This is a genomic window from Pseudomonas sp. GM30, assembly GCF_000282275.2.
GTDB lineage: Bacteria > Pseudomonadota > Gammaproteobacteria > Pseudomonadales > Pseudomonadaceae > Aquipseudomonas.
This window is the reverse complement of the sequence record NZ_AKJP02000027.1, coordinates 216028-237970: the sequence shown is the minus strand read 5'-3', so window position 1 is coordinate 237970 and position 21943 is coordinate 216028. Positions and strand designations below refer to the sequence as shown.

Annotated in this window: 24 protein-coding genes; 11 read left to right on the top strand and 13 right to left on the bottom strand. The window is 59.9% G+C overall.

Going from position 1 to position 21943, the window contains the following annotated elements:
* Positions 1–47 precede the first annotated feature (47 nt).
* The 6 genes from hisB (at position 48) to PMI25_RS18865 (ending at position 3930) form a co-directional block, all read left to right on the top strand.
* Positions 48–641 carry an imidazoleglycerol-phosphate dehydratase HisB gene (hisB, locus tag PMI25_RS18890; RefSeq protein WP_007909204.1) on the top strand — a complete coding sequence of 198 codons (594 nt, stop codon included), beginning with the start codon at positions 48–50 and terminating at the stop codon, positions 639–641.
* Positions 641–1279, top strand: coding sequence for an imidazole glycerol phosphate synthase subunit HisH (hisH, locus tag PMI25_RS18885; protein ID WP_007961712.1), 639 nt, complete (start codon positions 641–643; stop codon positions 1277–1279). Before hisB ends, hisH begins: the two co-directional genes overlap by 1 nt.
* Positions 1280–1540 carry a DUF2164 domain-containing protein gene (locus PMI25_RS18880; protein ID WP_007961713.1) on the top strand — a complete coding sequence of 87 codons (261 nt, stop codon included), beginning with the start codon at positions 1280–1282 and terminating at the stop codon, positions 1538–1540. It abuts the gene before it with no gap.
* A gap of 42 nt (positions 1541–1582) precedes the next feature.
* Positions 1583–2320 carry a 1-(5-phosphoribosyl)-5-[(5-phosphoribosylamino)methylideneamino]imidazole-4-carboxamide isomerase gene (hisA, locus tag PMI25_RS18875; RefSeq protein ID WP_007961714.1) on the top strand — a complete coding sequence of 246 codons (738 nt, stop codon included), beginning with the start codon at positions 1583–1585 and terminating at the stop codon, positions 2318–2320.
* Between the two features lie 9 nt (positions 2321–2329).
* Positions 2330–3100 (top strand): imidazole glycerol phosphate synthase subunit HisF, encoded by a 771-nt coding sequence (hisF, locus tag PMI25_RS18870; protein ID WP_007909211.1) that lies wholly within the window; start codon positions 2330–2332, stop codon positions 3098–3100.
* A 74-nt stretch (positions 3101–3174) separates the two neighbouring features.
* Positions 3175–3930, top strand: a complete 756-nt coding sequence (locus tag PMI25_RS18865) for a substrate-binding periplasmic protein (protein WP_045122123.1) — start codon at positions 3175–3177, stop codon at positions 3928–3930.
* Here the strand turns inward: PMI25_RS18865 and PMI25_RS18860 are convergent.
* The 6 genes from PMI25_RS18860 to gpmI all read right to left on the bottom strand — a co-directional run bounded on the left by PMI25_RS18860 (position 3911) and on the right by gpmI (position 11317).
* Positions 3911–5215, bottom strand: a complete 1305-nt coding sequence (locus PMI25_RS18860; protein ID WP_007961716.1) for a Vps62-related protein — start codon at positions 5213–5215, stop codon at positions 3911–3913. The two genes, PMI25_RS18865 and PMI25_RS18860, sit on opposite strands and share 20 nt — an antisense overlap.
* Positions 5216–5422: 207 nt before the next feature.
* Positions 5423–5842: a hypothetical protein gene (locus tag PMI25_RS18855; RefSeq protein ID WP_007961717.1), complete on the bottom strand. Its 420-nt coding sequence runs from the start codon at positions 5840–5842 to the stop codon at positions 5423–5425.
* A gap of 279 nt (positions 5843–6121) precedes the next feature.
* The gene (locus PMI25_RS18850) at positions 6122–6898 is read right to left on the bottom strand and encodes a divergent polysaccharide deacetylase family protein (RefSeq protein ID WP_045122122.1); all 777 of its coding nucleotides are present in this window, start codon (positions 6896–6898) and stop codon (positions 6122–6124) included.
* 2 nt (positions 6899–6900) lie between these two features.
* Positions 6901–8220, bottom strand: a complete 1320-nt coding sequence (locus PMI25_RS18845) for a S41 family peptidase (RefSeq protein ID WP_007961721.1) — start codon at positions 8218–8220, stop codon at positions 6901–6903.
* A gap of 31 nt (positions 8221–8251) precedes the next feature.
* Complete coding sequence (locus PMI25_RS18840; RefSeq protein ID WP_045122121.1) at positions 8252–9538, bottom strand: murein hydrolase activator EnvC family protein; 1287 nt, start codon at positions 9536–9538, stop codon at positions 8252–8254.
* A 252-nt stretch (positions 9539–9790) separates the two neighbouring features.
* Complete coding sequence (gpmI, locus tag PMI25_RS18835; protein ID WP_007961723.1) at positions 9791–11317, bottom strand: 2,3-bisphosphoglycerate-independent phosphoglycerate mutase; 1527 nt, start codon at positions 11315–11317, stop codon at positions 9791–9793.
* Positions 11318–11471: 154 nt separating this feature from the next.
* Here gpmI and PMI25_RS18830 point away from each other — a divergent pair, with 154 nt between their 5' ends.
* From PMI25_RS18830 to secB, 3 genes are read left to right on the top strand one after another with little or no spacing between them, the layout of a single operon-like run.
* The gene (locus PMI25_RS18830) at positions 11472–11885 is read left to right on the top strand and encodes a rhodanese-like domain-containing protein (RefSeq protein WP_007961724.1); all 414 of its coding nucleotides are present in this window, start codon (positions 11472–11474) and stop codon (positions 11883–11885) included.
* A gap of 1 nt (position 11886) precedes the next feature.
* A complete protein-coding gene (gene grxC / locus PMI25_RS18825; RefSeq protein WP_003220774.1) occupies positions 11887–12141 on the top strand; it encodes a glutaredoxin 3 in 255 nt (84 codons plus the stop codon).
* A 57-nt stretch (positions 12142–12198) separates the two neighbouring features.
* On the top strand, positions 12199–12684 hold the full coding sequence (secB, locus tag PMI25_RS18820) for a protein-export chaperone SecB (RefSeq protein ID WP_007961726.1): 486 nt from the start codon (positions 12199–12201) through the stop codon (positions 12682–12684).
* Positions 12685–12788: 104 nt separating this feature from the next.
* Here the strand turns inward: secB and PMI25_RS18815 are convergent, their stop codons facing one another.
* The gene (locus tag PMI25_RS18815; protein WP_007961727.1) at positions 12789–13244 is read right to left on the bottom strand and encodes a tRNA (cytidine(34)-2'-O)-methyltransferase; all 456 of its coding nucleotides are present in this window, start codon (positions 13242–13244) and stop codon (positions 12789–12791) included.
* Here PMI25_RS18815 and PMI25_RS18810 point away from each other — a divergent pair.
* On the top strand, positions 13243–13683 hold the full coding sequence (locus PMI25_RS18810; RefSeq protein WP_045122120.1) for a hypothetical protein: 441 nt from the start codon (positions 13243–13245) through the stop codon (positions 13681–13683). The genes PMI25_RS18815 and PMI25_RS18810 overlap by 2 nt on opposite strands.
* 509 nt (positions 13684–14192) lie before the next feature.
* Here the strand turns inward: PMI25_RS18810 and ntrC are convergent.
* The 6 genes from ntrC to glnA all read right to left on the bottom strand — a co-directional run bounded on the left by ntrC (position 14193) and on the right by glnA (position 20101).
* Positions 14193–15629: a nitrogen regulation protein NR(I) gene (gene ntrC, locus PMI25_RS18805; RefSeq protein ID WP_007961729.1), complete on the bottom strand. Its 1437-nt coding sequence runs from the start codon at positions 15627–15629 to the stop codon at positions 14193–14195.
* Positions 15626–16711 (bottom strand): nitrogen regulation protein NR(II), encoded by a 1086-nt coding sequence (gene glnL, locus PMI25_RS18800; RefSeq protein ID WP_007961730.1) that lies wholly within the window; start codon positions 16709–16711, stop codon positions 15626–15628. Before glnL ends, ntrC begins: the two co-directional genes overlap by 4 nt.
* Positions 16712–16942: 231 nt before the next feature.
* Positions 16943–17560 (bottom strand): DUF4124 domain-containing protein, encoded by a 618-nt coding sequence (locus tag PMI25_RS18795; RefSeq protein WP_007961731.1) that lies wholly within the window; start codon positions 17558–17560, stop codon positions 16943–16945.
* Positions 17557–18066, bottom strand: coding sequence for a DUF4124 domain-containing protein (locus tag PMI25_RS18790; protein ID WP_007961733.1), 510 nt, complete (start codon positions 18064–18066; stop codon positions 17557–17559). Before PMI25_RS18790 ends, PMI25_RS18795 begins: the two co-directional genes overlap by 4 nt.
* Before the next feature lie 25 nt (positions 18067–18091).
* Positions 18092–18514, bottom strand: a complete 423-nt coding sequence (locus tag PMI25_RS18785) for a cupin domain-containing protein (protein ID WP_007961734.1) — start codon at positions 18512–18514, stop codon at positions 18092–18094.
* A 180-nt stretch (positions 18515–18694) separates the two neighbouring features.
* Positions 18695–20101 carry a glutamate--ammonia ligase gene (glnA, locus tag PMI25_RS18780; RefSeq protein WP_007961736.1) on the bottom strand — a complete coding sequence of 469 codons (1407 nt, stop codon included), beginning with the start codon at positions 20099–20101 and terminating at the stop codon, positions 18695–18697.
* A gap of 328 nt (positions 20102–20429) precedes the next feature.
* Between glnA and thiI the strand changes: the two genes are divergently transcribed.
* The gene (gene thiI / locus PMI25_RS18775; protein ID WP_007961738.1) at positions 20430–21884 is read left to right on the top strand and encodes a tRNA uracil 4-sulfurtransferase ThiI; all 1455 of its coding nucleotides are present in this window, start codon (positions 20430–20432) and stop codon (positions 21882–21884) included.
* Positions 21885–21943 lie beyond the last annotated feature (59 nt).

The following is a 21943-nucleotide window of genomic DNA, read 5'->3' as shown; positions in this document are numbered from 1 at the left end:
GCCTATAATGGCTGCCTTTTTCGCCCAATGATTTTGCGGAGCTGGTGATGGCCGAACGTAAGGCGTCTGTCGAGCGCGACACTCTGGAAACCCAGATCAAAGCCTCGATCAACCTTGATGGCACCGGAAAGGCCCGATTCGATATCGGTGTTCCTTTTCTTGAGCACATGCTGGATCAGATCGCCCGTCACGGGTTGATCGACCTGGATATTGAATGCAAGGGCGATCTGCATATCGACGACCACCATACCGTGGAAGACGTCGGTATCACCCTCGGCCAGGCCTTCGCCAAAGCCATCGGCGACAAGAAAGGCATCCGTCGCTACGGCCACGCCTACGTGCCGCTCGATGAAGCGCTGTCGCGCGTGGTGATCGACTTCTCCGGCCGTCCAGGCCTGCAGATGCACGTGCCGTATACCCGCGCCACCGTGGGCGGCTTCGACGTCGACCTGTTCCAGGAATTCTTCCAGGGCTTCGTCAACCACGCCTTGGTCAGCCTGCACATCGACAACCTGCGTGGCACCAACACCCACCACCAGATCGAAACCGTGTTCAAGGCTTTCGGCCGCGCCCTGCGCATGGCCGTCGAGCTGGATGAACGCATGGCCGGGCAAATGCCATCGACCAAAGGCGTTCTGTAATGCAGACGGTTGCAGTTATCGATTACGGCATGGGCAACCTGCACTCGGTGGCCAAGGCCCTCGAGCACGTCGGCGCCGGCAAGGTGCTGATCACCAGCGATGCCGACGTGATTCGCGAAGCCGACCGGGTGGTATTCCCGGGCGTTGGCGCGATTCGCGATTGCATGGCGGAGATCCGTCGCCTTGGTTTCGATTCGCTGGTACGTGAAGTCAGCCAGGATCGTCCGTTTCTCGGCATCTGCGTCGGCATGCAAGCCCTGCTCGACAGCAGCGAAGAGAACGACGGTGTCGACTGCATCGGCCTGTTCCCGGGCGCGGTGAAGTTCTTCGGCAAAGACCTGCATGAAGACGGCGAGCACCTGAAAGTCCCGCACATGGGCTGGAACGAAGTGCAGCAGAAGGTCAGTCACCCGCTGTGGCACGACATTCCGGACATGGCGCGTTTCTACTTCGTGCACAGCTACTACATCGCCGCCGCCAACGCGCGGCAGGTGGTGGGCAGCGGTCATTACGGGGTCGATTTCGCCGCAGCGCTGGCCGAAGGCTCGCGCTTCGCCGTGCAGTTCCACCCGGAGAAGAGCCATACCCATGGCCTGCAATTGCTGCAGAACTTCGCCGCATGGGACGGTCGCTGGTAAATGGCTGCCAAGAAGTCCAAACCGCCGATCCTGACTCTCACGCCCGAACAGGAGAGTGAGGCCAATCGCAAGATTCAGCGGTTCATGGAAGACCATTTTGAACTCGACCTGGGTTCGTTCGAAGCGGCGGAAATTCTTGAGCTGTTTACCCGTGAAATTGCTCCGCACTATTACAACAGGGCGATTTTCGATGTGCAGACCCACCTCAAAGAGCGGTTTGAAAGCATCGAAAGCGACCTGTGGGCGCTCGAGAAAAACTGATTTCCGAGCCAAGCTGAACATTCAAATTTGAAGGTTTGCCAGATGCTGATTATTCCCGCTATCGATCTTAAAGACGGTGCCTGCGTACGTCTGCGCCAGGGCCGCATGGAAGATTCCACAGTGTTCTCCGATGACCCGGTGAGCATGGCTGCCAAGTGGGTGGAGGGCGGTTGCCGCCGTCTGCATCTGGTCGATCTGAACGGCGCGTTCGAAGGTCAGCCGGTCAACGGCGAAGTGGTCACCGCAATTGCCAAGCGTTATCCGACCCTGCCGATCCAGATCGGTGGCGGTATTCGCTCGCTGGAAACCATCGAGTACTACGTCAAGGCGGGCGTGAGCTACGTGATCATTGGCACAAAAGCCGTAAAAGATCCGGCGTTCGTCGCTGAAGCCTGCCGCGCGTTCCCGGGCAAGATCATCGTCGGTCTGGATGCCAAGGACGGGTTCGTTGCCACCGATGGCTGGGCTGAAATCAGCACCGTGCAGGTCATCGACCTGGCCAAGCAGTTTGAAGCCGACGGCGTGTCCTCGATCGTTTATACCGACATCGCCAAAGACGGCATGATGCAGGGCTGCAACGTACCGTTCACCGCTGCACTGGCTGCAGCGACGAAGATCCCGGTGATCGCGTCCGGCGGTATCCACAATCTGGGTGACATCAAGTCGCTGCTCGACGCCAAGGCGCCGGGCATCATCGGCGCCATCACTGGCCGGGCGATCTACGAAGGCACTCTCGACGTCGCCGAAGCGCAAGCTTTCTGCGACGCGTACCAAGGCTGAGGACTGACCATGGCGCTGGCCAAACGCATCATCCCTTGCCTGGACGTGGACAACGGCCGGGTCGTCAAAGGCGTGAAGTTCGAGAACATCCGCGACGCCGGCGACCCGGTGGAAATCGCCCGGCGTTATGACGAGCAGGGTGCCGACGAGATTACCTTCCTCGACATCACCGCCAGCGTCGATGGTCGCGACACCACGCTGCATACTGTCGAGCGCATGGCCAGCCAGGTGTTCATTCCGCTGACCGTCGGCGGTGGCGTGCGCACCGTGCAGGACATCCGCAATCTGCTCAACGCCGGTGCGGACAAGGTCTCGATCAACACCGCAGCGGTGTTCAATCCGGAGTTCGTCGGCGAAGCGGCGCAGCATTTCGGCTCGCAGTGCATCGTCGTCGCCATCGACGCGAAGAAGGTCTCCGGCCCGGGTGAAACCCCGCGCTGGGAAATCTTCACCCACGGCGGGCGCAAGCCGACCGGCCTCGATGCGGTCGAGTGGGCGAAGAAGATGGAAGGCCTCGGTGCCGGCGAGATCCTGCTGACCAGCATGGATCAGGACGGCATGAAAAACGGCTTCGACCTCGGTGTGACCCGCGCAATCAGCGATGCGCTGGGCATTCCGGTGATCGCTTCCGGCGGCGTCGGCAACCTGCAGCATCTGGCCGACGGCATACTTGAAGGCCACGCCAGCGCGGTACTGGCGGCGAGTATTTTCCACTTCGGCGAATACACCGTGCAGGAAGCGAAAGCGTATATGGCCAAACGCGGCATCGTGATGCGCTAAACCGTACAGGCCAGTGGACAGCATGGCGTACCCAAGGCACTCTTGGGCACGCCATGGATTCCGGTAGCCCCGACATGATCAAACGCCTGCTTCTTGTTCTCGCCAGTGCCTCTGTGTTGTTAATCAACACGGCGCGGGCCGAAAACAGTCCTGACACCGATCTGGTGCTCCTCACCGAAAACTTTCCGCCCTACAACATGGCGAAAGACGGCAAGAATTTCGCCAAGGGCGAGAACATCAACGGCATTGCCGCCGACATCGTGCGTGAAATGTTCAAGCGTGCCGGGCTCACCTACAGCCTGACGCTGCGCTTCCCATGGGAGCGCGTCTACAAGCTGGCGCTGGAAAACCCCGGCTACGGCGCCTTCGTGATGGCCCGCCTGCCGGACCGCGAAAACCTGTTCAAATGGGTCGGCCCGATCGGTCCGGACGACTGGATCATGTTGGCCAGGGCCGACAGCAAGATCACCCTCGACACCCTCAACGATGCGCGCAAATACAGGATCGGTGCCTACAAGGGCGATGCGATTGCCGAGACACTGACCAAACAAGGCTTGAAGCCTATGGTCGTGCTGCGCGATCAGGACAACGCGAAAAAACTGGTCAACGGCCAGATCGACCTGTGGGCCACGGGCGATCCTGCCGGGCGTTATCTGGCGCGGCAGGACGGGGTCACCGGCCTCAAGACCGTGCTGCGCTTCAACAGCGCCGAGTTGTACCTGGCGCTGAACAAGGATGTGTCGGATGCAACGGTCGCCAGGCTGCAGGCGGCGTTGGATCAGATGCGCAAGGACGGGGTTGTCGATGAAATCATGGGGCGCTATCTGTAGCCGTCGGTGCCGGCTGTTCCGCTGTATTGTGGGGACATTCGTGCGGTGGATATTGCAGTAGGTACAGATTTTCATCGTGGGTGTAGCCGAGATTGATCCCCACTTGCGAACCGTCTGCCCTCAGCAACTCGTAAAAACTCTCCAGTTGATAAACCGCCACGAACCTGCCTTTGCCTGCCATGGCAATTACATGGGTGACAGACGGCGCCTGCCAGCCGCTGATTGAAGTCTCGCTGTGGGTGAACTGACTGTCCAATCTCGCCGAGAACGGTAATGTCGGAAGCATATCTGCATGCCTTGTCCAGGGACCGACGAAATTCACCGTAGTCAGTTGAGTGAATAGTCGCAGCATTTTCGGATTCTGCAGCCGCTGCGTCGTCCATTTGAACGCCCGGCTTCCATCGCCCGTGTTGTGTCCGCTCCCAACCAGATAGTACTGGTCGGTTCTTTCCAGGCGATAAAACGGCGTGGTGCGCAATTGTTCGAGTGGTGACAAGTCATCCTTGACGGCAAACCATGGAAGCTCGACCACTTGAGCGATAGTCGCTGCGCCGTTTTTTTGCGGAGCATCCGCTGCGCTGAGCACCGGCAACTGTGGCGATGATTTGATCAGTGGGGTGATCTGCATCCGTAGCGAATAGACCCCGACATTGCTCTCGGGCCGGTTGAAAGTGTTTGCCGCAATAAAAGTACCTGGTGCGAAGTGAATCTCTCCCGGGGCTGCACCGGGTGGTGTGACACTCCATGCACTGAGGCTCTGTCGGGCGCCGCTGCCCCTGTCGTTCCAGATCAGTTCGCCGATGTCCGAGGCGATCACGAGATCGGCGCGCACGCAGCGAACCGCATTGAGTGAAGGTTTTTCGTGATCATTGGAGCAGACCGCGCCCATGGCCACATAACCTTGCGGGGCAAGCGGTCGCCATACGGCACCGTCTTTCTTCGAGCCTGAGCCGGAATCTTTCCAGATCAGCTCGAAATCCTCCGGACGGCACAGTGCCGGCCCATTCATTGAATCTGCACTGGGGAAATCGGCTTCGCAAACCACGGCGACGACGGTGCTGCCGTTGATGTTGTGGAGTCCGGCGGTGAACACGTCGCCGAGCGGAAAATAGCCCGGCAACACATCTGGCGCCGGAGTCGGGCGCCAGAAGGCCGCGGGTTTTGCCCGTGAGCCGGTGCTGTCCCAGATCCGGTGAAATTCCGAGGTGAAATGGATCAGCAGATTGTCGTGTCGGATCGGCTCGATTTGCCTGGATGGCGCTGCGGCCTGGTCATGAATGGTCATGGTCACTCCTGATAGTTGAACGGCGACTCAAGGGAGTCGCGACCCGTTGCAGGTCTCACTATCGGTGTTCGTCTCCGCTCTCTGGCGGTAACTATGTATGACGTCGTGACCAGTTGTTTCCGAAAAAACCGTTCCGTGCCATTGGCTGTCTTGCGCTCCCGTTTTGCCCATTAATGCGGAAGCACAAGGCGGGTGTCGCTGATCAGCTCAGGGGGCGCTGTTTTTGAGCGCTTCCCATTCCCGGACGTATTCCTTCAATTCTGAGCGCTGATTGTTGGGGTCGACAGCGTAAACGCAGAGCTTGAGGGGGAAGTTGCTTTCCGGACGCAGCCAATTGGAGGTCACACGCCTATAACCCTGCGGGTCTTCGCAGCTGACTTTTCCAGCAAGACCGTCTTTTACCTCGTAGCCATCAAAGCCCTCGTTCTTGCGTTTCGGCCAGAAAATCTGCGCCCTGTTTATTTCTTTGTTAAAGGATATATCTACGGTCGGAACAGGCGTCGGGCCTGCATCAATCAGGTAAGTGGGGACAGTGACGGCATTGCGATAAGTGCCGGCGGGCAATAGGTCCTCGATACTGTTGGTGGCAATGATACAAAGATTGTTAAGCCCGGTTTCAGGTCCCATTGGAACATTTAGCCGAGTGGGGGGGGTGTCAGTATTGATTGGCTGGCTGTAGCCTTGCGGAGTTTCGCAGTCGAGCGGATCAGTAGTTCGTTTGGTCCGGATAAAACGGGTGCTGGCGGTTACTTCAAAGTTCCAGGCGGGATAAGTTCATGGCCAGTCTTTAGCTAATGTGCGGGATATGAGACTGGCGCAGAATAAGGTGGTTTTGCCTTATTGCGGTTTCGGAGGTGTTGCTATTTGTTGGAGTTGCAAAGAGTTATTGGAAACCCGCTGCAAAAACTAACGGTAAATTCCGTTCTTTCCGTGTGCAGCGGTGGCTTTGTTACTGCGCACGCTGATCATCTGCTTGATGTCGATCCACTCGATGCCTTGCGCCTTGAGTTTCGGCATTTCACGTTCCAGCACTGCCAGTGTCTGCGGATAAGGGTGACCGATCATCACCGCCGAACCCTGCTTTTGCGCCAGGCTGATGGCCGTTTGCAGTTGGGTGAAGATGGCGGCTTCCGTGCGCTCGTCATCGAGGAACACATCCCGTGAAACACTGGCCAAGTCGATTTTCTGGGCCTGCTGCGCCGCCACGGTCTGGGCGCTGGTGCGGCTATCGACGAAGAACTTGTGACGGCGCTGCAACTCGCCCATCAGCCACGCCATTGCCACCGGTTGCGCGGTCATGCGGCTGCCCATGTGGTTATTGATGCCAGCGGTGTAGGGGACCATTTTGAACGCAGCGTTAAGGCGCCTCTCCAGCTCTTCGAGCGGCAGCTCGGGATGCCAGGCATACGGGCCGGTGGCCGGGTCCATGGGCATATGCAGGATCACGATCTTGCCGGCGCGATGGGCTTCGCGGGCGAATTCGGTAGCGTGCGGAGTGTCGGGCATGATCGCTGTGGTCACCGGGCCGGGCAGGGCCAGCACGCGGCGATCCCGGGGCAGGTTCTGTCCCAGGTCGTCGATGATCAGCGTCAGGTAGGCTTTTGGCGGGGACGTCCTGGCGGGTTCTGCGTGAGCAGCACCCGCCAGACAGCAGAGCAGGACGAAGAAGAAACGCAACGACATCCTCAACGGCCGGACGTGATGCTCAGCCCTTTGAGCAGGCTCAGGGCCTGGGCCAACTGGTAATCGTCATCCTGCGGCATGGCTTTGGCCTTGGCGCCGGAACCGGTCGGCTTGTCCGCACCGCCGTTGCCGTTGCCCAGGTGACCTTGCAGGTCGGCTTCCTTGAAGTAGTCGCCATCCGCTTCGTTGGTGATCTTGGCCTTGCGCACTTCGATGTCCGGGACGATGCCCTGGGCCTGGATCGAGCGACCGTTCGGCGTGAAGTACAGCGCGGTGGTGATCTTCAGCGCGCGGTCGTTGTTCAGCGGCAGCACGGTCTGCACCGAGCCTTTGCCGAAACTGGTGGTGCCCATGACCACGGCGCGTTTCTGATCCTGCAGGGCGCCGGCGACGATTTCCGAAGCCGAGGCGCTGCCACCGTTGATCAGCACGACCATTGGCACCGCTTCGCTTTCGTCCTTGCCGGTGGCGGAGAAGCGCAGCTCGGAGTTGGCGATCCGGCCCTTGGTGTAAACGATCAGGCCTTTCTTGATGAAGTGGTCGACCACTTCCACTGCTGCCTGCAGCACGCCGCCCGGGTTGTTGCGCAGGTCGAGGATGATGCCGTTGAGCTTTTTGCCGTTGTCCTTGCGCAGCTTGGCCAGGGCCTTGGAAACCTCTTCGCCGGTCTTGACCTGGAACTGGGTGATGCGGATGTAGCCGTAGCCAGATTCCAGCAGCTGCGCCTTGACGCTCTTCACCTGAATCACCGCGCGGGCCAGGGTCACGTCGAACGGCGTGCCACCGTCGCGCACCAGGGTCAGGGTGATCTTCTGGCCGATCTTGCCGCGCATCTTGTCTACGGCTTCGGTCATGGTCTGGCCGCGAGTTGGCTGGCCGTTGATCTTGACGATGAAGTCACCGGCCTGGATGCCGGCCTTCGACGCCGGGGTGTCGTCGATCGGCGAGACGACCTTGATGAAGCCGTCTTCGGAGCCGACTTCGATGCCCAGGCCGCCGAATTCGCCGCTGGTGCTTTCCTGCAGCTCGGTGAAGTCTTCAGGGCCGAGATAGGCGGAGTGCGGATCGAGGTTGCTGAGCATGCCCTTGATCGCGTTTTCCAGCAGGGTTTTGTCGTCCACCGGTTCGACATACGCTGCCTTGATCCGGTCCATGACCTCGGCAAAGGTGCGCAACTGTTCCAGCGGCAACGGTGCCTTGGCGGTCGCGGCAGTGCCTGCCGGAGCGACGGCCGGGGCCGGTTGAGCGGCGAACGCCAGAGGCGCGCCGATCACCAGGGCGATCGTCAGGGCCAGCGAGGTAAGGCGGGACAAATGCAGCATGTCGAACGAACTCCTGAATTAGGCGACGCGCTTATCCTTGCGCGTGACACCATTGCGCCGGATCACTCGGGTGACCCTGCTGACGAATTGCGAAATACAGCGCTGGCGTGTCCTGACCGCCACTGTTACCCACAGTGGAAATCGACTCACCGGCTTTTACCACGTCACCGGCCGACTTGAGCAGCGTCTGGTTGTGACCGTAAAGACTCAGAAAACCATTGCCGTGATCGAGGATCACCAGCAGCCCGGCGCCACGCAGCCAGTCGGCGAACACCACGCGTCCGCCGTGCACGGCATGCACCTGGCTGCCGGCAGCGGCGCTGATCATCACGCCATCCCACTTGGTCCGGGCATCGTCGCCACGGCTTTCGCCGAAGCGTGCCAGCAATCGACCATCAACCGGCCATGGAAGTTTTCCCCGGGTTGCAGCAAAAGGGCCACCGAAGGTCTCGCCGCTGCTGGACACCAGCGCGCCGGGGGTTGATCTGGCTGGTTTTCGTGGGGCGTCGCTGTTATCAGCCTGCGCCTCACGCAAACGCTTTTTTTCCGCTTCCTGCTGGGCAATCAGCGCTTTCTGTCGCGCTTCTTCTGCCTCACGGGCCTGGCGGGCCAGGGTTTCTTCAATGGTTTTAAGGACTTTAGACAGGTCTGCCTGATCCTGCTCGCGGGCGGCCAGTTTCTGGTCGCGGGCTTTCACGTCATCGTTGAGTTTGGCGAGGACTTGCTGACGTTCCTTGCGGACTTTTTCCAGCTCGTCGCGCTGGGTGTCGAGGCTGCTTTTCTGCACCAGCAATTGCGCCTGCTGCATGGCGATGTCTTTTTCGACATTGGCCAGTTGGCGCAGGGTTTCGTTGAAGTTCTTCAACTGCTCCAGGCGGGCCTGGCTCAGGTAATCGTAATAGGTGAGAGTGCGGGCGAATTTCTCGGGATTCTGCTGATTGAGCAGCAGCTTGAGGTATTCCTGACGGCCGTTCTGGTAGGCCGCGCGGGCCTGGATGGCGATCAGTCGCTGTTGTTCAGTGCGCGCGCTCTGGAGTTTTTTTTTCTCCGCATCGAGTCGCTGCAGCTCGGATTCGCTTTTCTTCAGCTCTTTCTGCAGGGCATCGACCTGCTTCTCGAGCTTGCCCATCTCGGTCTCGGTGCCCTTGAGCTCTTTCTGCACACCGGATTTTTCTTCCTGCAGCTTGCCCAGCAGCTTTTTCAGCTCGGCAATGTCCTGACGCGTGGCATCCAACTGCTGTTGGGTTTGCGCGCGCTCGTCAGCGAAGGCCGGTTGGAGCAGGCAAGTCAGAGCGAGGGCGATCAGGACGCGGAGCATAGAGGCGGGCGGCACCAGGGTAATGGACGGCCTAGTATGCCCGCCCGGGGCGGCAAAAAAAACGCCCAATTGGGCTTGTGTGATAACTGGAGCGGCGCAGAGGCTCATTTCCATTTCGAAAACCCCATAAACCACTGTGGGAGCTGGCTTGCCAGCGATGGCGTCTGCACATTCAACATAGCTGTTGGCTGTCAGATTGCTATCGCTGGCAAGCCAGCTCCCACAGGGTTTGGCGGTGTTTGATCTGGCGAATTAAACCAGAATCGAGGTGCCAGTCATTTCCGCCGGTTTTTCCAGACCCAACAGCATCAGCATGGTCGGTGCCACGTCCGCCAGTACGCCGCCTTCGCGCACTTTGAGGTCGCGCTTGCCGACATAAATGAACGGCACCGGCTCGGTGGTGTGCGCGGTGTGCGCCTGGTGGGTTTCCTCATCGGCCATTTTTTCGACGTTGCCATGGTCAGCGGTGATCAGCGCTTCGCCGCCCACCTTTTCCAGCGCTTCGACGATGCGACCAACGCAGGTGTCGAGGCATTCCACGGCCTTCACCGCCGCGTCGAACACGCCGCTGTGGCCGACCATGTCGCCGTTGGCGTAGTTGACCACGATCACGTCGTAACGCTGGTGTTCGATGGCATCGACGATGCGGTCGGTGACTTCCGGCGCGCTCATTTCCGGTTGCAGGTCGTAGGTGGCGACTTTCGGCGACGGGATCAGAATGCGCTCTTCACCCGGGAACGGCTCTTCGCGGCCGCCGGAGAAGAAGAAGGTCACGTGTGCATATTTTTCGGTTTCGGCGATGCGCAGCTGAGTCTTGCCGTTTTTCGCCAGATAATCGCCGAGCACGTTTTCCAGACTGCCTGGAGCGAAGGCTGCAGGGGCCGGGATGCTGGCGGCGTATTGGGTCAAGCCCACGTACTGCACTTTTGGCTGGCGCGCGCGCTCGAATTCCTTGAAATCGTCTTCGACAAATACGCGGCTCAGCTCGCGGGCACGGTCGGCGCGGAAATTCATGAACACCACGGCATCGCCGTCTTCGACCTTGACCGGCTCGCCGATGGTGGTGGCCTTGACGAACTCGTCGCTCTCGCCACGGGCGTAGGCGGCGTCGAGGCCTTCCTGGGCGGTGGCAGCGTTGAATTCGGCGTTGCCGTCGACGATCAGGTTGTAGGCCTGGGAGACGCGGTCCCAACGGTTGTCACGGTCCATCGCGAAGTAGCGACCGATGAGGCTGGCGATGCGGCCCTTGCCGAGTGCCTGGAAGGTCGCGTCGAGCAGTTCGATCGACGACGCGGCGCTTTTCGGCGGGGTGTCGCGGCCATCGAGGAAGGCGTGCAGGTAGATCTTTTCGGCGCCGCGCTTGAAGGCCAGTTCGGCCATGGCGATCAGGTGATCCTGGTGGCTGTGTACGCCGCCATCGGACAGCAGGCCCATGAAGTGCACGGCTTTGCCGGCGGCCACGGCTTTATCCACGGCGGCGCAGATGGTCGGGTTTTCGAAAAACTCGCCGTCGCGGATCGCTTTGGTCACGCGGGTGAAGTCCTGATACACCACACGCCCGGCGCCGAGGTTCATGTGGCCGACTTCGGAGTTGCCCATCTGGCCGTCCGGCAGACCGACGTCCATGCCGCTGCCCGAGATCAGGCCGTTCGGCACCGTGGCCCACAGACGATCGAGCACAGGTTTCTTCGCCGCATACACGGCATTGGATTCGTGGCTGTCACTGTGACCGAAGCCGTCGAGAATCATCAGGACCAAAGGTTTAGGCGTGGTAGTCATGGAATCCACTCGTGGCTAATAAAGAAGAGGGCGATGGAAAAGGGAGTGGCGAGTTTAATGCTTAGTTCCGACCACGTCACCGCCGGACGGGGTTTGGCCCACCTTGGGGGCTGTGTATACTGGCCGACATTTTAACGCCCTGGAACCTCCTTCGATGGTTGCTCACCTGATTGAATTTGCCACTAACCACTACATTCTTGTCGGTATCTTCGTCGTATTGCTGGCTTTGCTGCTGGCGCACACGATGCAGGGCGGCGGTAAAAGCCTGAGCACCGGCGAACTGACCGCACTGGTCAACAAGGACGCAGGCGTGGTGGTGGACATCCGTCCGGCGAAAGATTACGCCGCCGGCCATATCGTTGGCGCGATCAACATTCCTCAAGACAAGCTGGCTGCGCGTACCGGCGAGCTGGAAAAGCACAAGGCCAAGACCATCATTCTGGTCGATGCTTTGGGCCAGACCGCCGGCACCCACGCCCGCGAGCTGATGAAATCCGGCTTCACCGCCGCCAAGCTGTCCGGCGGGATCTCCAGCTGGAAAGGCGACAACCTGCCGCTGGTGAAGTGATATGAGCGAAGTCATCGTCTACTCCAGCGACTACTGCCCTTACTGCATGCGAGCCAAGCAATTGCTCGCGAACAAAGGTGTGGCCTTCGAAGAGATCAAGGTCGATGGCAAGCCGCAGATTCGTGCTGCCATGAGCCAGAAGGCCGGACGCACGTCCGTGCCGCAGATCTGGATCGGCGAAAAGCACATCGGCGGTTGTGATGATTTGTATGCCCTGGAGCGCGCCGGCAAGCTCGACGCGCTGCTCAAGGCCTGAACGGCTGCACCCACGTACAGCAATCCCTAAAAGACCCAAGATCAGAAAGGATCTGAGATGACTGACCAACAGAACACTGCAGCCAGCGAAGAAGAAACCGCACCGCAATTCTCCTTGCAGCGCATCTACGTACGCGATCTGTCCTTCGAAGCCCCGAAAAGCCCGGCGATCTTCCGCCAGCAGTGGGACCCGACCGTCGGTCTGGATCTGAACACTCGCCAGAAAGAGCTGGAAGGTGATTTCTACGAAGTCGTGCTGACCCTGTCCGTGACCGTGAAAAACGGCGACGAAGTGGCCTTCATCGCTGAAGTGCAACAGGCCGGTATCTTCCTGATCAAGAACCTCGACGCGGCTTCGATGAGCCACACCCTGGGTGCGTTCTGCCCGAACATCCTGTTCCCGTACGCTCGCGAAACCCTGGACAGCCTGGTGACCCGTGGTTCGTTCCCGGCCCTGATGCTGGCGCCGGTGAACTTCGACGGCCTGTACGCGCAAGAGCTGCAGCGCATGCAGGCTGCGGGCGAGACCCCGACCGTTCAATAAGCGGTTTGAGCGACAACGAAAAAAGCGCCGTAACAGGCGCTTTTTTCTTGGGTTGGAATACAGACTTCATGACTTCATGTAGGAGCTGCCGAAGGCTCGGGTGGTTATTTAAAGTCGTTCTGCCGCCACGCTTCGTACACGGCCACCGCCACGGTATTGGACAGGTTGAGGCTGCGGCAGCCTTCACGCATCGGCAGGCGCAGGCGTTGTTCGGCGGGCAGGGCGTCGAGCACTTCCGGCGGCAGGCCACGGCTTTCCGGGCCGAAGATGAACGCATCACCCGGGACGAACGCGGCATCGTGAAACGGCCGCGAGCCTTTGGTGGTGAACGCGAACAAGCGTGGGTAGCCGAGGCTTTCCAGGCAACTGGCGAGGTCGGCATGGCGCTGCAACGTGGCATATTCGTGGTAGTCGAGGCCGGCCCGGCGCAAGCGTTTGTCGTCCATCTCGAAACCCAGCGGTTCGATCAAATGCAGGTGGCAGCCGCTGTTGGCGCACAGCCTGATAACGTTGCCGGTGTTCGGCGGAATTTCTGGTTGAAAAAGGATGACGTGAAACATGCACGGCTCCGAAGGTAAAGATGACGCGCATTCTACGCCGCAAGCCGACCCGCGTTCGAAACTATTCCCGCGGGTAATCGGTTCGCTGGCAATTTTCGGGCTGATGATCGGTTTGATGATCGGTCGCCTGACCACGCCGGATCCGACTGTGTTGCAGCAGGTCGAGGTGAGCGATGACGGCCTGGTGGTGTGGTTCAACAACGAACCGCAACTGCACGGCGAGATCATCGACGGCACCGTGGCCCTGTTGTTCCAGGCTGAAGGCCGCGCGCAGAAAGGCCAGTTGAAACTCAACGGCAAGGACGTGAACTGGCGAACGCGGGTGAGTGACGGTGGGCTGTTGCTGACGGTGCTGGCGGCGCGGCCGCTGCACGGGGAGTGGGCCGGCAGCAAAGTCGAGGACCGCTGGCGGCTGCAGATCCATCTCCGTGAGCAATAAAAGCGGGAATCCCCGGCCTGCCTGTACCAGGGTTCCCAAAACGGGGGTGGACTTCGCTGAGAGCGTCGGTCCGGTGTAAAGAGGGAACCCCCGGCCTGCCTGTACCAAGGATCCCAAAAGGGTGAGTTCGCCGCGTTGCGGTTTTGAACCCGGTGTAAAGAGGGGAATCCCCGGCCTGCCTGTACCAAGGTCCCCGAAAGGGTTGGTGAATCGAATCACCTGTAAGCGTTACTGCAGGTGGCGTGCCAGTTTTAGTATTTCGAAACAGAAAAAAGCCTAAGAGCCGCGAAAGCCCCGTGAATCGGGGATTTGATGCCTCTGCTTGGTTGAAGCTTTGATCTTGTTGGTGTTTTTTTGATCAGTGAGTCATGCCCAATTGCGGTTCGCCGTGCCTTGTGGCGGTGCACACAAAAAAAGATCGCAGCCTTCGGCAGCTCCTACAGGGATATGCGTTCTCTGTAGGAGCTGCCGAAGGCTGCGATCTTTTCGCGGACGACTAGAGTGCCGAGTTAACCCTCATCCCCCTCATCATCATCCCCACCATCCACTTTCATCCCCAATTCCTTGATCTTGCGCGTCAGGGTATTACGCCCCCAGCCGAGCAATACCGCCGCATCACGACGGCGACCGGCCGTGTGCTTCAGTGCAGTCTCGATCATGATCCGCTCGAACGCCGGCACCGCGCTGTCGAGCAGGCTCGACTGGCCGCGGGCCAATGCCTGATCGGCCCACTGGCGCAGCGCCTGCTCCCAGTTGGTCACCGGCGCCGAATCCTGCGGCAGGCTCAGCAGTTCCGGCGGCAGATCACTGATGTGCACTTCGCGCCCGGAGGCCATCACCGTGATCCAGCGGCAGGTGTTCTCCAACTGCCGTACGTTGCCCGGCCATGGCAGGTTCTTCAGGTATTCCTCGGTCTCGCTCTTGAGCAGCTTCGGCTCTACCGCCAGTTCTTGTGCGGCGCGGCTGAGGAAGTGCTTGGCCAGGGTCGGGATGTCTTCGCGACGGTCCGACAGACGCGGGATGTGGATGCGGATCACGTTGAGGCGGTGGAACAAGTCCTCACGGAATTTCCCGGCATGCACCAAGGTTTCCAGATTCTGGTGAGTCGCGGCAATGATCCGCACATCGACCTTGACCGGCACATGCCCGCCAACGCGATAGAACTCGCCGTCGGCCAGCACCCGCAGCAAACGGGTCTGGGTATCGGCCGGCATGTCGCCGATTTCGTCGAGGAACAGCGTGCCGCCGTCCGCCTGTTCAAAGCGCCCGCGACGCAGGTTGGCCGCGCCGGTGAATGCGCCTTTTTCGTGGCCGAACAGCTCGGATTCCATCAGGTCCTTGGGGATCGCCGCCATGTTCAGCGCGATGAACGGCGAGGCCGCGCGCGGGCTGTGGCGGTGCAGGGCGTGGGCCACCAGTTCTTTACCGGTACCGGATTCGCCGTTGATCAGCACGGTGATGTTGGAGTGGCTCAAGCGGCCGATGGCGCGAAACACCTCCTGCATCGCCGGCGCTTCGCCGATGATTTCCGGGGTGCGGGTCAGCGCCGGCACCACCTCCAGGCCTTGCTGCTCTTGCGCATGCTGATTGGCGCGCTTGACCAGCGATACCGCCTCGTCCACGTCGAAGGGCTTGGGCAGGTATTCGAAAGCGCCGCCCTGATACGAGGCCACTGCGCTGTCGAGGTCGGAGTGCGCGGTCATGATGATCACCGGCAACCGTGGGTGTTGCTCGCGGATACGCGCCAGCAGGTCGAGGCCACTGGCGCCCGGCATGCGGATGTCGGAAATGATCACATCAGGCTGCTGACGGGCCAGACGACTCATCACGCCATCGGCGCTGTCGAAGCTCTGCGTGGTCATGCCTTCCTGCTGCAAGGCTTTTTCCAGAACCCAACGGATAGAACGGTCGTCATCGACGATCCACACGGTTTCACTACGGCTCATGTCGATGTGGCTCCTTGTTCCAGTGGCAGAAAGATCGAGAACGTGGTGTGGCCGGGGTGGCTGTCACACTCGATCAGGCCCTGGTGCTGGCTGATGATGTTCTGGGTGATGGCCAGGCCCAGCCCGGTACCATCCGGGCGGCCGCTGACCATGGGAAAGAAGATGGTTTCCTGAAGTTCTGCAGGGATCCCCGGGCCGTTGTCGATGATCTCGATCTTGGTCACCAGGCGATGGCGGACGTGGCCGATGGTGAACTGGCGCATGGTCCGGGTGCGCAGGCTGATGCGGCCCAGACGCAGCTCGTTCTGGCTGCTGATCGCCTGCATCGCGTTGCGCACGATATTCAGTACGGCCTGAATCATTTGCTCACGGTCGATCAATACGTCGGGAATGCTCGGGTCGTAGTCGCGCACCAAGGTGATGCAACCCTGGCTTTCCGCTTCGACCAGTTGGCAGACGCGTTCGAGCACTTCGTGGACGTTGCACAGTGCCAGCGACGGCAGTTTGTTCGAGCCGAGCATGCGGTCGACCAGATTGCGCAGACGGTCGGCCTCTTCAATGATCACGTTGGTGTAGTCGCGCAGGCTGTCTTCCGGCAGTTCGCGGGCCAGCAATTGCGCGGCGCCACGGATGCCGCCCAGCGGGTTCTTGATCTCGTGGGCGAGGCCGCGCACCAGCATCTTGCTGGTTTCCTGCTTGGACAGTTGCGCCTCTTCCTTGGTGATCCGCAGCAGGCGATCACGCGGGTGCACCTCAAGCAGAAGCATGGTCGCGCCGTTGCTGAGGATCGGTGTCACCGCATAGTCCACGGTCAGGGTCTGGCCGGTGAGGGCGGTGAGCATCGCTTCGCGTTTGGTGAACGGGTGCGCCTGTTCCACCGCCTGACGCAGTGAGTTGAGCGCCTCGGTGGACTCGGTGAACAGCTCGCTGATGAACTGCCCATGGCTGCGCTGGCCGCTGATGGCCAGCAGCATTTCAGCTGCCGGGTTCATGTACTCAAGGCGTAGTTCGGCATCGAGCAGAATGGTGGCAGTGGTCAAGTTGTCGAGCAGCAAACGGTGGATTGCGTCGCTAATAGTCATCGGAGCCTCTTTTGGGGGCGGAGCGTGCGCAAGAAGCAGGCGTCGTTAAACGGAAAATGCAAAAACCAAACCAAGGCTCCGAAAAGAAGCGTTCAACCCCTGAAACAGGCGTTTGACGCTCGTTTGCGTGGCGCTCAATGCACGCGAGCGGGAAGTTTCGAACCAAAATGGGTTGGAATATGGGTACGGTGCAGTCTCGTGCACCAATATAGTGCGCAAAGCTGAACGGCGTTAGAAGAAACGCAGGAAGGGGTTTTTTTCTTCGACCGGTTTGTCTTTCAGCGGGCATTCCGGGCGTACGCCGTAGTCTTCGGTGACGCAGGGTTTGACCTGGCGCTTCTGCGCCAGGGAGATGCGCAGCATGTGGAACGGCTGGTTGGCGGTGCGCTCGACGGTGCGACCCTGCTCATCGAGGATTTCCACCGACAGGTTGTGGCTGCCGCGATCAATGTTGCTCAGCGGGAACACCGGACTCAGGCCCGGCTCGCCGGTGGCCTGGCCGTCCAGTAGCAGGCGATAGCGATGGCCCTGCTGCAGGCCCGGTTCGCTGGTGACGCTGACGATCACCTCGCCGGCGCTGCTGCGAAGGGTCGCGTCCGGCTCGGGAATCAGGATGCGCAGCATGTCGTAGTGGAACAATGGTTGTTCCGCGACCTTTTTCGCAGTGCTGATCGGAACTGCAGCCGTGGGGTTGGCCGACATGCGATTACTGGTCGCGACAGGTACGCGCTTGGCATTGCCGCGTGGCTGGTCGGTGTAGACGCGATTGCCCTGTGCATCGATGTAGGTAAAGACCTCGGCGTGCACGGACTGGGCGCACAGGCACAGGATCAGCCAGAAAATCCTCATGGCTTGTGCACCCGCTGCAAGGTGAACACTACCGCCGGGCTCTGCTGGATGATCGCTTCGCCGTCGATCACTTGCACCGCGAGACGATGCTCGCCGCGATCGACGTTCACCAGTTGCAGGATCGGCACATTGCTCGGCTGGCCGTAAGGTGCGTCGTCCAGGACCAGCCTTAACTGGTGCGGCGCCTGCAGGCGCGGCTTGATCAGCACGCTGACGGTGAAGGTGCCATTGTTGGCGCGCAGGGCCTCTTCGGTGGGCAGGCCGGTCAGCTCCAGCACTTGATAGGCATTGCGCGCTGGCGCACGGCTGGCGGTGTCTGAAGGAGGCGCACTCGGTGTCTGAGGCTGAACGCGGTTGAGCGGCGGCAAATCCACCGGCTGCGCTTGTACGCCGTCCGGCGCATGATCGCTGTACACCGTGTTACCGCTGGCGTCGGTGTACTTGTAGATCTGTGCTGATGCGGTACACGTGCAAGCCAGCAACAGAATTAACAGCAATGACCGCATTCGGACGTCCTGTGAGCAGCGGATATCACTCCGACAATGGAATACCCTCGCCGCCAGCATAGAACACAACCAGCTCTACGGGTTCATCCCCGGTGACGCCGCGATGACTGCGGTCGACCATCTCGGCAACGGCCTCGCCCTGCTTGAAACGCTGGCTGCGGCCATCGTCCCGGCTTTCGATCGTCAGTTCGCCGGAGAGAATATAAGCGGCGTTGGGTGTCGGGTGGGTGTGCCATTGGAGCTGGGTATTGGCGGGGATCCTGAGTTTGAGCACCGACAGTTCGGGGGCGGCGTTGGGATAGCGTACGTAGGGCGTTCCATCCCAAGACGTGCTGCTTTCAAGCAAGAGCTTGCGCTCTATCTGCCCGGGTTTGTCGGGAGAGGTGCAACCCAGCAGGGTGAGAGCGGCCAGAGTCGCCAGCAGCGTTTTGAAGGGGTAGTTGTTCATCGCGTTATTCCTCGAATGGTCTTAGGAGGAAAAGGCTACGGGCGGTTCACCAAGATTGATGCCGGACGATACGCAAGTTGTTCGCGAATTTGTGGATTGAGGCTGTCGGAATTTTCCTCAAAAAAAGGCCTCCCGAAGGAGGCCTCTTTCTGTCACGCCGCGTAGCGCGGCGCTACCGGATCAGCAGCTGTAGTACAGCTCATATTCCAGTGGGTGTACGAAGGTGCGGACCTTGATTTCTTCTTCGGATTTCAGCGCGATGTAAGCGTCGATGAAGTCGTCGGAGAACACGCCGCCCTTGGTCAGGAACGCACGGCCCTTGTCCAGCTCTTCCAGGGCTTCTTTCAGGCTGCCGCAAACTTGTGGGATCTCTTTCGCCTCTTCAGGCGGCAGGTCGTACAGGTTTTTGTCAGCAGCATCGCCTGGGTGGATCTTGTTCTGGATACCGTCCAGACCGGCCATCAGCAGTGCTGCGAAAGCCAGGTACGGGTTGGCAGCCGGATCCGGGAAGCGTGCTTCGATACGACGGCCGCGCGGGCTGTTGACGTAAGGAATACGGATCGATGCGGAACGGTTGCGCGCCGAGTAGGCCAGCATCACCGGAGCTTCGAAACCTGGCACCAGACGCTTGTAGGAGTTGGTGGCCGGGTTGGTGAAGCCGTTCAGGGCCTTACCGTGCTTGATGATACCGCCGATGAAGTACAGAGCAGTTTCGGACAGGCCGGCATAGCCTTCACCAGCGAAGGTGTTCTTGCCGTCTTTGGCGATGGACATGTGCACGTGCATGCCCGAGCCGTTGTCGCCGTACAGTGGCTTCGGCATGAAGGTCGCGGTTCGGCCGTAAGCGTCGGCAACGTTGTGGACAACGTATTTCAGAGTCTGAACTTCGTCAGCTTTCTTCACCAGGGTGTTGAACTTGACACCGATTTCGTTCTGACCGGCAGTCGCCACTTCGTGGTGGTGAACTTCAACGGTCTGGCCCATCTCTTCCAGTGCGTTGCACATGGCAGTACGGATTTCGTGGTCGTGGTCGAACGGCGGAACCGGGAAGTAGCCACCTTTGACGCCTGGACGGTGGCCTTTGTTGCCGCCTTCGATGTCCTGGTCGGACATCCACGAGCCTTGTTCGGAGTAGATCTTGAACATCGAGCCGGAGATGTCGGACTTGAACTTCACTTCGTCGAAGATGAAAAATTCTGGCTCTGGACCGGCGAAGACGGTGTCACCGATACCGGTGGTCTTCAGGTATTCCTCGGCGCGGTGCGCGATGGCACGCGGGTCGCGATCGTAACCTTGCATGGTCGAAGGTTCGATGATGTCGCAGACCAGGATCAGGGTCGCGTCTTCGGTGAACGGGTCGAGAACGGCAGTATCGTCGTCCGGCAGCAGGATCATGTCGGAGGCTTCGATGCCTTTCCAGCCAGCGATGGAGGAACCGTCGAACATCTTGCCGACTTCGAAGAAGTCGTCTTCCAGCGCATCGCGAGCCGGCATGGTCACGTGGTGCTGAGTGCCTTTGGTGTCCGTGAAGCGCAGATCAATCCACTTGACGTCATGATCTTTGATGAGTTGAACCGACTTCGACATAGTGTCCTCCGGGTGGCTTAGGGCTTGGTAGTGGATGCCCTTAATAGGGGTGATGCCGGCGCAGATACTCTGCCAAGGCAACCTGCCTCACAAGGGAGCAAATTGCATGCCAGTGCCCCAGCATGGGTTTTTTGCCCCAAATTCACGCTTGCAGCACTGCAAAGCGTCATAAAGGCGAAAATCTCGCCCCTTAATGTAGCGCCTCAAATCAAAAATGACCCGTTTTGGTGCAAGTGAAACCTTCTGCATATTAACTGGTTAAACCTTGAGCAATTTCCGCTATAATCCGCGCCCCCCTTTTTCGGCTGGCCCTGCGCGCGCTGTTTTCATGAAACTAATCGTAAAAGTCTTCCCCGAGATCACCATCAAAAGCCGCCCTGTCCGGATGCGTTTCATCCGCCAGCTGGCCAAGAACATCCGCGCCGTGCTCCGCGATCTGGACCCGGCCGTGGTGGTGAACGGTGTGTGGGACAATCTCGAGCTGGAAACCCGCGTTACCGACCCCAAAGCCTTGAAAGAGATGGGCGAGCGCCTGGTCTGCACCCCCGGTGTCGCGCACTTTCTGCAGATCGACGAGTACCCGCTGGGCGACTTCGACGACATCACCGAGAAGTGCAAGCAGCACTACGGCAATGAGCTGGCCGGGAAGATTTTCTCGGTGCGCTGCAAGCGTGCCGGCAAGCATCCGTTCAGCTCGATGGACGTCGAAAAATACGTCGGCAGCAAGCTGCGTCGTGAGTGCGGTGCGGCCGGAATCGACCTCAAAGACCCGCAAATCGAAGTTCGCATCGAAGTTCGCGACCAACGGTTGTTTGTGATCCACAGCCAGCACAATGGCATCGGCGGCTACCCGCTCGGCGCTCTGGAGCAGACGCTGGTATTGATGTCCGGCGGCTTTGACTCGACGGTTGCCGCGTATCAGATCATGCGCCGCGGCCTGATGGCACATTTCTGCTTCTTCAATCTGGGTGGGCGTGCCCACGAATTGGGCGTGATGGAAGTCGCGCATTTCATCTGGAAGAAGTACGGCAGCTCGCAACGCGTGCTATTTGTCAGTGTTCCCTTCGAAGAGGTTTTGGGCGAAATTCTCGGCAAAGTCGATAACAGTCATATGGGCGTCGTATTGAAGCGTATGATGTTGCGCGCATCCTCGGCCATCGCCGACCGCCTGCACATCGACGCGCTGGTCACCGGCGAAGCGATCTCCCAGGTATCGAGCCAGACGCTGCCGAACCTGTCGGTGATCGACTGCGTGACCGACAAACTGGTCCTGCGCCCACTGATCGTGGCACACAAGCAGGACATCATCGACACGGCCAACGAGATCGGCACCGCCGATTTCGCCCGGCACATGCCGGAGTACTGCGGGGTCATCTCGGTCAATCCGAAGACCGCCGCCAAGCGCCACCGTGTTGAGCACGAAGAGAAAGAATTCGACATGGCGGTCCTCGAGCGTGCGCTCGAAAACGCCAAACTGGTGCCGATCGATCGAGTGATCGACGAATTGGGCCAGGACTTGCAGATCGAAGAAGTCGGCGAAGCGCTGGCCGGTCAGATCGTCATCGACATCCGTCACCCGGATGCGGCCGAGGATGACCCGCTGGAACTCGCCGGCATAGAAGTACAGACGATGCCGTTCTACGCAGTGAACGCTCGTTTCAAGGAGCTGGATCCGACTCGCCAGTACCTGCTGTATTGCGACAAAGGCGTGATGAGTCGCCTGCATGCTCACCATTTGCTCAGTGAGGGGCATGCCAATGTGCGCGTTTATCGACCGAGCTAAGTGCCCGGGGCTGTTTGCCTGTGGCCTGCGTCACCGGCCCCCCGACACCGCCGTCAAGC